Annotated in this window: 9 protein-coding genes and 1 other RNA gene; 7 read left to right on the plus strand and 3 right to left on the minus strand. The window is 62.3% G+C overall.

Annotation, left to right across the window (positions count from 1 at the left end; translation table 11 throughout):
* Window positions 1-119: 119 nt before the first annotated feature.
* Window positions 120-217: signal recognition particle sRNA small type (gene ffs / locus PU133_RS00890), an RNA gene on the minus strand.
* A 103-nt stretch (window positions 218-320) separates the two neighbouring features.
* Here ffs and PU133_RS00895 point away from each other — a divergent pair.
* Window positions 321-725, plus strand: coding sequence for an HIT domain-containing protein (locus PU133_RS00895; RefSeq protein WP_126006931.1), 405 nt, complete (start codon window positions 321-323; stop codon window positions 723-725).
* A gap of 8 nt (window positions 726-733) precedes the next feature.
* Entirely contained in the window at window positions 734-1,687 is a 954-nt protein-coding gene (nudC, locus tag PU133_RS00900) for an NAD(+) diphosphatase (protein WP_126006933.1), read from the plus strand.
* A gap of 24 nt (window positions 1,688-1,711) precedes the next feature.
* On the opposite strand, the gene PU133_RS00905 is transcribed toward nudC, so the two are convergent.
* Both PU133_RS00905 and PU133_RS00910 read right to left on the minus strand, forming a co-directional pair.
* On the minus strand, window positions 1,712-2,611 hold the full coding sequence (locus PU133_RS00905) for a prephenate dehydratase (protein ID WP_404863120.1): 900 nt from the start codon (window positions 2,609-2,611) through the stop codon (window positions 1,712-1,714).
* Window positions 2,608-3,372: a 3-deoxy-manno-octulosonate cytidylyltransferase gene (locus tag PU133_RS00910; protein WP_404863121.1), complete on the minus strand. Its 765-nt coding sequence runs from the start codon at window positions 3,370-3,372 to the stop codon at window positions 2,608-2,610. Before PU133_RS00910 ends, PU133_RS00905 begins: the two co-directional genes overlap by 4 nt.
* A gap of 151 nt (window positions 3,373-3,523) precedes the next feature.
* Between PU133_RS00910 and PU133_RS00915 the strand changes: the two genes are divergently transcribed.
* The 5 genes from PU133_RS00915 (at window position 3,524) to PU133_RS00935 (ending at window position 11,416) form a co-directional block, all read left to right on the plus strand.
* Complete coding sequence (locus PU133_RS00915; RefSeq protein WP_404863122.1) at window positions 3,524-5,113, plus strand: c-type cytochrome; 1,590 nt, start codon at window positions 3,524-3,526, stop codon at window positions 5,111-5,113.
* Between the two features lie 181 nt (window positions 5,114-5,294).
* Entirely contained in the window at window positions 5,295-7,175 is a 1,881-nt protein-coding gene (locus PU133_RS00920; protein WP_404863123.1) for an extracellular solute-binding protein, read from the plus strand.
* 4 nt (window positions 7,176-7,179) lie between these two features.
* Window positions 7,180-9,072, plus strand: a complete 1,893-nt coding sequence (locus PU133_RS00925; RefSeq protein ID WP_404863124.1) for an extracellular solute-binding protein — start codon at window positions 7,180-7,182, stop codon at window positions 9,070-9,072.
* A 42-nt stretch (window positions 9,073-9,114) separates the two neighbouring features.
* Window positions 9,115-10,218: a microcin C ABC transporter permease YejB gene (locus PU133_RS00930; protein WP_126006943.1), complete on the plus strand. Its 1,104-nt coding sequence runs from the start codon at window positions 9,115-9,117 to the stop codon at window positions 10,216-10,218.
* Between the two features lie 118 nt (window positions 10,219-10,336).
* Complete coding sequence (locus PU133_RS00935) at window positions 10,337-11,416, plus strand: ABC transporter permease (RefSeq protein WP_404864407.1); 1,080 nt, start codon at window positions 10,337-10,339, stop codon at window positions 11,414-11,416.
* The last annotated feature ends 25 nt before the right edge of the window (window positions 11,417-11,441 follow it).

Here is an 11,441-nt window from a genome sequence, read left to right on the forward strand (position 1 = left end):
TCGCTGGGGTGGCCGCCATCTTGGCCCTGCCGAGGCCCGCGCGTCAACGCGGGGGTGCGTTGCCTGGAGCCTCTTGAGCCACATGGTGCCGCAACTGCATGCGCACCAGAGCGGTCAAGGTGGGAGGCTGGCACGATGACCCGTACCGTTCCTCGTTGGGGCTGCTTCCTTCCGGACCTGACCCGGTTGGCGAGTGGTTCGTCCACCACCAACCTCCCGGCCCGGATATCGTTCAAAGGCTTGCCAATTGCAAGGCGGCGCGCGAAAAATGCGGCAAGGCCGTTCGCACATCCGCGCGCGCCGGGCACGGAGTAACGCGTATGGCATCCTTCACGCTCGACGAGCGGCTCGAAAACGACAGCATCGCCATGGCAAGCCTTGGCCTGTGCCAGGTGCGGCTGATGAACGATGCGCGCTGGCCCTGGATCATCCTGGTGCCGCAACGCGACGGGATGAGCGAACTGCACGACCTCTCACCGCTCGACCAGACGATGCTGACCTTCGAACTCGGCATGGCTGGCAAGGCGCTGAAGGACGCGACGGGCTGTCTCAAGCTGAACATCGGCGCGCTTGGCAATCATGTGCGCCAGCTCCACATGCATGTGATCGCCAGGAACGAGGGCGACGAGGCTTGGCCGGGCCCGGTCTGGGGCGTCGGCACCCGCACCCCTTATGACAAAGAAGACGCCCGCAGCCTCATCGCCTCCATTCTTGCAAAGCTTTGACTGATCCCATGACATCTCTCTTCACCGGAACCGGCGCCGAGCCCAGCGCCCGCGTGGCCTTTGCCGGCAACCGGCTGCAGCGGCTTTCGGAAAAGCGGCCGGCAGGATGCCTCGAGGATGCGCTGTCGGCTCCCGAAACGCGCATCTTCGGCTTCATCGGCGGCAAGCTTCTGCTCGACACCCGGCAGGGAGAGCCGCAAGCGGGCCGTTCGCTCAGCGCCTTCGATGCGCTGTCGCCGGATCGGCCAAACGCCATTCTGCTCGGATACGACAAGGGTGTCGCGCAGGTCGCGATGCCGCTCAAGGCCGATGTCGAGACGCTGCCCGAAGGGCTTGAAGCACTGGCGCCGCGTGGGCTCTACCTGAAACATCTGCTGCCGGACGAAACCGTCGGCATCGTCGCGCAGGGTGCGGCGATGGTGAACTGGACGCTTTCGTCGCAATTTTGCGGCGTGTGCGGCGGCCGAACCGTCAGCGAGGCCGGCGGCTACCGCCGTCGCTGCCCCGAAACGGAAGGCGGCTGCGGCACGACGCTTTTTCCGCGCACCGACCCCGTCGTCATCATGCTGGCCATCGACGAGACCGGGGACCGCTGCCTGCTTGGGCGCAGCCCCCATTTCCCACCGGGCTTCTATTCCTGCCTCGCCGGCTTTCTGGAACCAGGCGAAACCATGGAAGACGCCGTCCGGCGCGAAACCCACGAGGAGTCCGGCATCTCGGTCGGGCAGGTGCGTTATCACGCCAGCCAGCCCTGGCCGATGCCGCATACGATGATGGTCGGCTTCTATGCGCAGGCGCTGTCGATGGACATTGCCATGGACGGTGACGAGCTCGAGGACTGCCGCTGGTTCACGCGGCAGGAGGCCGTGCGCCTTTTAGAGCGAATCGAGGGCGAACTGACAACGGCGCCGGATGGCACCATCGCCAACCGGCTCTTGCGCGACTGGGTGGCGCGGAGCTAAGCCCGACCACTGCCGTTTGCGGCGCTATTTGGCCGTTTGTACCTGAACCTGCTCCAGTTCCTCTTCCGCCATCTGGGTGACGCGGAAAGGGTGTGCCGGGTAGACGCCGAGGATCTTGATCTCGCGCGAGAAGAAGGCGAGTTCCTCCAGCGCGCGGGCAAGATTGTCGTCGTCCGGGTGGCCCTGCACGTCGGCATAGAACTGGCTGGCGAAGAACTTGCCGCCGAGCTGATAGCTCTCGAGCTTCGTCATGTTCACGCCGTTGGTCGCGAAACCGCCCATCGCTTTGTAGAGCGCGGCCGGCAGGTTGCGCACCCGGAAGATGAACGTCGTCACCATCAGGTCGTCGCTGGATCCGCGAGGCGCCCACTGGGCTTCGCGCGACAGGACGATGAACCGTGTCACGTTGGTTTCGGTATCCTCGACATTCTCCGCGATGATCTTCAGCCCGTAGAGATCGGCTGCGAGCCTCGGCGCGAAGGCCGCCATGGTGGGATCGCCGCGCTCGGCAACAAGCTTTGCCGCACCGGCCGTGTCGCCGGCCACGACAGGCTTCCACTTGTTTTCGCGCACGATCCGGCGGCACTGGCCAAGCGCATGGATGTGGCTGTGCACCGTCTTGATGTCCGCCATGTCGGCGTCGGGCAGGACCATCAGCTGGAAATGGATCGGCATGAAATATTCGCCGACGATGTGAAGCGAGGATTCCGGCAGAAGATGATGGATATCGGCGACGCGACCGGCAATCGTGTTTTCGATCGGGATCATGGCGAGATCGGCCGCTCCGGCCTCTACAGCGGCAAATGCGTCCTCGAAGGTCGCGCAGGGCAGCGGTTCCATCTCCGGAAACATGTCGCGGCACGCCATGTCGGAATTGGCGCCGAATTCGCCCTGGAAGGCGATTTTGCCGGTCATCTCGGTCATTGATTGTCCTTATCAGTCCTGGCGAGCAGACGCCGCGCCTTTGCAAGATCCGCCGGGGTATCGACGCCGAGCGGAACCGTGTCGACGATCTCGACATCGATGCGCATGCCGGCTTCAAGCGCGCGCAACTGCTCGAGCTTCTCGCGCAGTTCCAGCGGCGAGGGTCCGAGCGCCACAAAACGCGTGAGCGCCTCGCGCCGGTAGGCGTAGAGGCCGACGTGGTGATAGAGCGGACCATCACCATGGGGTGCCGTCGCGCGGGTGAAATAAAGTGCCCGAAGCCGGTTCGGCGCGATTTCGGTGCCAACGACCTTCACCACATTGGGATTCGTGCGTTCGTCGTCCTCGGTGATTTCGACGGCGAGCGTCGCGATGTCGACGGCTGGATCGTCGAGCGGCCGGAGCGCAGCAGCCACGCTCTCAGGATCGACGGTCGGCAGGTCGCCCTGCAGATTGACGATGCGCTTGATGCGACCTTCGGGATCCAGCGTCTGCAGCGCCTCGGCGATGCGATCGGACCCCGACTGATGCTGCGTGCCCGTCATGATGAAGCGAAAGCCAGCGGCTTCCACCGCTTCGCGCACGTCATCGGTATCGGCACAGACGGCGACGGGGCCGATTTTTGCTTCCATTGCCCGCATGGCAACCTGCACGATCATCGGCAGCCCGGCGATTGGCGCAAGCGGCTTTCCCGGCAGGCGGGTAGAGGCCATTCGCGCCGGAATGAGCACGATCGTTTCACCAGCTTCTTGTGTCGTCATGATTTCCCAGGCCGGAAAGGGCTAAAAAGTGTCAAAAAGTCTCAGGCGGGCTGCGACAAACAGTGTTGCAAGCCCTGTGCAAAAGACATAGGTTCCGCGCGAATTCAAGAAGGCCCCTGTCGCAAGGGCAGCGGCGCATCGGAGCTACGGAATGAACTCCTCCTATCTGAACATGGCCGCCGGCGCATTTCTCGGCACAGTCTTTGTCGTTATGTCGGTGTCGCTCGTGTCGGATGCGCTGTTTCACGCCGAAGCGCCCGAACAGGAAGGCTTCGTGATCGAAGTTGCCGAGGCCGAGACGGGTGATGGCGGCGGCGCTCCGCAGGCGACGCCGATCGCAAACCTGCTGCAGACGGCCGATGCCGCTGCCGGTGAGGCATCCTTCGCCAAGTGCCAGGCTTGCCATACTGTCGACGAGGGTGGCGCAAACCGCGTCGGACCGAACCTCTGGGGCGTCGTCAACCGTCCGATCGCAAGCCACGAAGGCTTCAGCTACTCGGCCGCCATGACCGAATTCTCCGAAGGCGGCGAAGTGGTCTGGGACTACGAACACCTTGCCGGCTTCCTTGCCGCTCCGCGCAGCTACATCCAAGGCACGGCGATGAGCTTTGCCGGCCTGACACGCGAAGACGAACTGGCCAACGTCATTGCCTATCTGCGCGAGCTTTCCAACGAGCCGGCACCACTGCCTGAGCCCGTCGAAGTCGCTGAGGCACCGGCCGCTGAAGGCGGCGAAGGCGAAGCAGCCGCTGCCGAGGGCAGCCCGGCTCTCGCGATGCTTGCGGATGCCGACGCTGCAAACGGCGAATCGATCTTCCGCCGCTGCGCCGCATGCCATGGCGTCGAAGAAGGTGGCGCCAACCGCGTCGGCCCGAACCTGTGGGACATCGTCGGTAACCCGGTCGCCAACAACGAAGGCTTCTCTTATTCCGCCGGCATGGTCGAATACAGCGAAGGCGGCGCCAAGACCTGGGAGTTCGCCAATCTCGACGCCTTCATCCTCGCTCCGCGCGAAGAAGTTCCCGGTACGTCGATGAGCTTTGCGGGTCTTGCCAACGATAGCGATCGCGCCGACCTGCTCGCCTATCTGGCAACGCTGTCCAACGAACCCGTCGCGCTGCCCGCAGCCGGTGGTGAAGCGGCGCCGGCCGAAGGTGAAGAAGCCCCTGCAGAAGAGGCCGCGCCTGCTGAAGGCGAAGAAGCAGCCGCTCCTGCGGAAGAGGCTGCTCCGGCCGAAGAAGGCACTGCACCGACTGCAGAGCCCGCTGAAGAAGCTGCTCCGGCTGAAGATGCGGCTCCTGCAGAGGACGCGACTGAAGCCGCTCCCGCGGAAGACGCAGCCGCACCTGCTGACGAGGAAGCTTCGGCTGCCGGTGGCGCCGTCGCGCTCATCGCCTCCGCCGATGTGGCCCTCGGCGAAGAAGTCTTTCAGGAATGCGCAGCCTGCCATTCGGTCGATGAGGGCGGTGAAGCGATCGTCGGTCCCAATCTCTGGGGCATCGTCAACCGTGACGTCGCCGGCGTCGAAGGCTTCGAGTATTCCGAGAACTTCGTGAACTATGGCGGCGAAGGCGCTGTCTGGGACTACGCCCTGCTCGACCAGTTCCTCGCTGCACCGATGGAAGAAGTCGAAGGCACCTACATGGCCTATCCTGGCGTCGTGGAAGACGATCGCCGTGCAGCTGTGATTGCCTATCTGCGCACACTGGCCGACACGCCGGCCGAGCTGCCCGCCGAATAAGCGGACGCACGTTTTACACGCTTCAAGAGCCGGGGCCATCGCTCCGGCTTTTTGATTCCAGCCCCCTGGCAAAAATGGTCCTACGACAAGGCTTTGCTTCACGAGCGCGTGACAGTGCACAGCCTGTTCTTTGTCACAATTTTGCTTATTGTCGGGTTGGGCAACGCATGAGGAGACCTGCATGATTGCAGCCTGTGGCAAGACTTCAAGACAGCGCATCGCCGTCGTGGCACTCGGGACCGTCCTGATGCTGGCGAGTGCTGTTTCCCCCGTCGTCGCACAGGAAGATCAGGCTCGGGAGTGGCGCCATGGCGCAGCCCTGATCGGTGAGCCGAAATACCCGGCCGATTTCCCGCATTTCGATTACGTTAACCCGGAAGCGCCGAAGGGCGGGACATTGCGGCTTTCGCAATCTGGCTCCTTCGACACGTTCAACCCGCTGCTTGCGCGCGGTGAACTGGCAACGGGCCTGAACCTTGTCTACGAAACGCTGATGGAGCGTTCGCAGGACGAAGCTTCGGCCGAATACGGGCTTCTCGCGGAAGCGCTGAGTTATCCCGAAGACTATTCCTCCGTCACGTTCAGGCTGCGCGAAGGAGCGCGTTGGCATGATGGCGAACCGGTGACGACAGATGACGTCGTCTGGAGCTTCGAAAAGGCGGTCGAACTCGATCCGCAGATGCAGTTCTATTACCAGCATGTCACCGGCGCGGAAGCGACCGGCGAGCGGGAGGTGACGTTCACCTTCGATGAGGCCAACAACCGAGAATTGCCGCAAATCGTGGGTCAGTTGCTCATCCTGCCTAAGCACTGGTGGGAAGGTGAAGGGCCCAACGGCCAGCCGCGCGATATCGGCTCTACCACTCTGGAGCCGCCGCTCGGCTCCGGGCCTTACCGGATCTCCTCCTTCAACCCGGGCGCCGACGTCACCTATGAGCGGGTGGAGGACTATTGGGGTGCGGACATACCGACGCGTGTCGGCACCAACAATTTCGATCGGATCAGCCACATCTATTTTGCCGACCGCAATGTCGAGTTCGAGGCGTTTAAAGCCGGAAATTTCGATTATTGGGTCGAAAACGCCGCCATTCGATGGGAAACCGGATACGATTTCCCGGCCGCCAATGACGGCCGCATCGTGCGCGAGGAGCTTGAAAACCCCTACCGCGCATCAGGCCAGTTGGTCGGCTTCATTCCCAATCTGCGCCGCGAAAAGTTTCAGGACGAGCGGGTGCGCCGGGCGCTGAACTATGCGTTCGACTTCGAAGAGCTCAATCGTACGATCTTCTTCGGCGCCTATGAGCGGGTGAACAGCTATTTCTTCGGCACGGAGCTCGCATCCTCCGGTCTGCCGCAGGGTGAAGAGCTGGAGATCCTGGAAGCTGTGCGCGACCAGGTCCCGGCGGAAGTGTTCGAGACCGAATACACCAATCCAACCGGCGGAAATCCTCAGGCCATGCGAGAGAACCTGCGCGAGGCTGTGCGCCTGTTTTCGGAAGCCGGCTATGAAATCCAGAACAACCGGATGGTGAACACGGCGACGGGCCAGCCCTTCTCGTTCGAAATCATCCTAAACGGACCGACGATCGAGCGCGTCGCCCTGCCCTGGAGCGAAAACCTGCGTCGCATCGGCGTTGCCGTCAGCGTCCGTACCGTGGAGCCTTCGCAATACATCAACCGGATCCGCTCGCGTGACTTCGACGTGATCTATGCCGGCTGGGGCCAGTCGCTGTCGCCCGGCAACGAACAGTGGGAATATTGGGGCGCACGCTCGGCGGAGCGCGAAGGATCGCAGAATTTCGGCGGCATCGCCGATCCCGGGATCGACGCGCTGATCCGCGCAATCGTCTTCGCCGACGACCGCGAAACGCTCATTGCTGCCACACGGGCGCTCGACCGCGTGCTTCTCGCGCATGACTACGTCATCCCGACCTACACGGCGCGGGCGGCACGCATTGCGTACTGGGACAAGTTCGCACGCCCCGAGCTTCTGCCGGAATATTCGATCGGCTTTCCCGATGTGTGGTGGTCGAAAGACGCCGAAGGCGGCAATGGGGGCTGAGCCGATGGCGTCCCGTGTCGATCGGCACACGCTGAACCGACGCCAGTTCCTCACGGGCGCCGCAGCCACTGCGGCGGTGATGTCGCTGCCGATCTCGATCAGCGGCGCCTTTGCCGCCAACCCGACGGGCCAGCGACTGCACGGTCTCTCCGCCTTCGGAGAACTGAAATACGCGCCGAACTTCACGCATTTCGGCTATGTGAACCCGCAGGCCCCCAAGGGCGGCCGGTTTCACACGGCAGTGGCGAACTGGCTCTACAATCAGAACCCGCAGACCTTCAACACCCTGAACACATTCGTTTTGGCTGGCGATGCGCCGCCGCGCATGAACATATGCTTCGACACATTGATGGTTTTGGCGCTTGATGAGCCGGATGCTCTTTATTGCCACGCAGCCGAGTGGGTCGAGATTGCCGACGACCGCAACTCGGTTCGTTTCGGCTTGCGGGACGGTATCCTGTTCCATGACGCGACGCCGCTGAGGGCGGGGGACGTCGCCTTCTCCCTGCAATTGATCAAGGAGAGCGGGCATCCGGATCTTGCCTCTGCGCTTACCTCCATGGTCCGGGCAGAGGCGATCGACGAGCGTACTGTCGAAATCGTCTATGACGGGCAGCAATCCGGACGAGCTATTTTGGCTCTCGCGTCAATCCCGATCCTGTCGCAAATCTATTATTCGGCTAACGAGTTTACGGCATCGTCGTTGCACGTGCCCGTATCCTCCGGCGCCTACCGGCCGAGCCGGGTCGAGTCGGGGCGCTTCATCGAGTATGAGCGTGTGCCCGATTACTGGGCGGCGGACCTGCCAACGGGACGTGGTCTCGCCAATTTCGATGTGATCCGGATCGAGTTCTATGCGGAGCGCACGGCGGAGTTCGAAGCCTTCAAGAAGGGCGACATTCATTTTCGCCAGGAATCGACAGCGCAGGTGTGGTCGACCGGCTATGATTTCCCCGCCGCCACCGATGGCCGCGTGGTGAAACAGGAGTTTCCGCGCGAGTTGCGCCCGTCGATGCAGGCATGGGCGCTGAACCAGCGGCGGGAGCCATTCGATGACATTCGCGTGCGCGAGGCGATCAGCCTCTGTTTCGATTTCGAATGGACCAATGAGAAGCTGTTTTACGGAATTTACGCACGGTCCCAATCCGCTTTCGAGAATTCCGAATTCAAGGCGGAAGGTGTGCCCGCAGGCGCGGAGCTTGACCTGCTGAACAGCCTGAAGAGCCCGCTGCCGGAAGGTGTGCTCGGCGAGCCGCGCTTAGCACCGCTTTCGGACGGGTCCGGCCGCGATCGGAAGCTTCTGCAGCGTGCCATCGAACTTTGTCGTGAAGCGGGCTTCGCGCAACAAGGGGGCCGGCTCTTGCGCGACGGTCGGCCGATCACGCTCGAAATCCTGATTCAGGCAACGGTCTTCGAAAGGCTCCACGCGGGCTTCATCCAGAACCTGCGGCGGATCGGGATCGATGCATCGCTTCGGCTGGTCGACTCCGCCCAGTACACAGCGCGGACGAACGACTACGATTTCGACATGGTCATGATGGCGGTCCAGTTTTCAGCCACGCCGACGGCTGAATCTTTCGAGACCTTCGTGTCGACCCGCTCGGCCGACATGAAAGGCATGCGCAATCTTCCGGGCGCCAAGGACGCGATTTACGACGAGCTTCTCGAGCTGCTGGAACGGGTCGAAAGCCGCGAAGAGCTGGTCACGGTGATGCGCGTGCTCGATCGGGTCTTGCGGGCGCGGCTCGACTGGATTCCAAACTGGTATTCGGCGAATCACCTCGTGGCCCATTGGGACATGTTCGGCTTCGTCGATCCGAAACCGGATTATGGTTGGCCGGTGGAACAGCTCTGGTGGTACGACCAGGAAAAGGCTCAGGCAATTGGCAGGACATAGCTCTGCACGCCCCAAAGGGCATTTCAGAGGGAACCGCATCTGATGGGCGCTTACATCGCGCGTCGCCTGCTTTTGATGATCCCGACGATCTTCGGCATCATGGCGATTTCATTTGCCGTCATTCAGTTCGCCCCGGGCGGCCCGGTCGAGCAGGTCATCGCCGACCTGACCGGCCAGGGCGATGGTCTGTCCGATCGCATCGGCGGCGGCAGCGGTGACCTCGGCGCGGGTCAGCAATTTTCCGGAAATGACGGAAGCTCGTCGCGCTATCGCGGCGCGCAGGGGCTCGATCCGCAGTTCATCGCGCAGCTCGAAGCGCAATTCGGCTTCGACAAGCCGCCGCTCGAGCGCTTCGCCACGATGATCTGGAACTATCTGCGCTTCGATTTCGGCAACAGCTATTTCCGCGACGTCTCGGTAATCGATCTCATCATCGAGAAATTGCCCGTTTCCATCTCGCTCGGCGTCTGGATCCTGCTGCTCTCCTACATCATCTCCATCCCGCTCGGCATCAAGAAGGCCATGGAGGACGGCTCGCGCTTCGATGTGTGGACGTCCGGCATCATCATCGTTGCCTATGCCGTGCCAGGCTTCCTGTTCGGCATCCTTCTGATCGTGCTCTTTGCCGGTGGGTCGTTCTTCGACTGGTTCCCCCTGCGCGGTCTCGTTTCGGATAATTTCGCCCAGCTCTCCTGGTGGGAGAAAATCATCGACTATTTCTGGCACTTGACGCTGCCGCTTTTGTCGCTGGCGCTCGCGGCCTTCGCCACGACGACGCTTCTGACCAAGAACTCGTTCATCGACGAGATCCGCAAGCAATATGTGACGACCGCGCGGGCGAAGGGGCTTTCGGAACGCTCGGTGCTCTATAAGCACGTTTTCCGAAATGCGATGCTGATCATCATCGCCGGCTTTCCAGCGGCCTTCATCTCGGCTTTCTTCACCGGCTCGCTTCTCATCGAGACCATCTTTTCGCTCGACGGCCTCGGCCGCCTCGGTTTCGAATCCGTCGTGCGACGCGATTATCCGGTCGTGTTCGCGACGCTCTACATCTTTTCGCTCATGGGGCTCCTGATCGGCCTTCTTTCCGACCTCGTCTACACATGGGTCGATCCCCGGATCGATTTCGAGCGGAGGGATGTCTGACATGAGCGTCACCCAGCCCATTCCGCCAGCAGAGCGTACGGCGCCGGTGGAAACGCCGGGGCCAGGCACCGATACGCCGGTCGCGCCGCCGCGTCCGCAGCGCGCATTTCTGTCGCCGATGAACCGGCGCCGCTGGCAGAACTTCAAGGCCAACCGACGCGGCTACTGGTCGATGTGGATTTTCCTCGTCGTGTTCGTGCTGGCCATGCTGGCCGAATTTATCGCCAATGACCGCCCGATCATTGCATCCTACAATGGCGAGATCCTCTTCCCTGTCGTCGTCGACTATCCGGAGGAGAAATTCGGAGGCTTCCTCGCCCAGACCGATTACCGCGATCCCTTCATCCAGGATGAGATCGAGGCGAATGGTTGGATGATCTGGCCGCCGATCCGCTATTCCTATCAGACGGCGAATTCGAATATCCCCCGCTCGGCACCCACCCCTCCTTTCTGGATGATGAGCGAGACCGAGCGCTGTTCGGCCTATCCGTTGGGACCGGACGATCCCAATTGCACGCTCGGCAACATGAACTGGCTCGGCACGGACGACCAGGCGCGTGACGTCACCGCCCGACTGATCTACGGGTTCCGCATCTCGGTGCTTTTCGGGCTCATTCTCACGGCCGCATCGGCCGTCGTCGGCGTCGCTTCCGGTGCGGTGCAGGGCTATTTCGGCGGCTGGACGGACCTCATTCTGCAGCGCTTCATCGAGATCTGGTCCTCGATGCCCGTGCTCTACATTCTCCTGATCATTGCCGCGATCCTGCCGCCGGGCTTCTGGATATTGCTCGGCATCATGCTGCTCTTTTCCTGGGTCGCCTTCGTCGGCATCGTGCGCGCGGAGTTCCTGCGGGCGCGCAACTTCGAATATGTGAACGCGGCCCGTGCGCTCGGCGTGTCGAACACCACGATCATGTTCCGCCACCTGCTGCCCAACGCGATGGTCGCCACGCTCACCTTCCTGCCCTTCATCCTGTCGGGCTCGATCACGACGCTGACTTCGCTGGACTTCCTGGGCTTTGGCCTGCCCCCCGGCTCGCCATCGCTCGGCGAGATGATCGCGCAGGGACAGCGCAATTTGCAGGCCCCCTGGCTCGGTATCACCGCCTTCCTCGTCATATCGCTGATGCTCTCGCTTTTGATCTTCATCGGCGAAGCGACCCGCGACGCCTTCGATCCACGCAAGACTTTCCGGTAAGGAGGCCGAATGGTAGACTATCGGT

Source organism: Georhizobium sp. MAB10 (assembly GCF_045012825.1).
GTDB lineage: Bacteria > Pseudomonadota > Alphaproteobacteria > Rhizobiales > Rhizobiaceae > Georhizobium > Georhizobium profundi.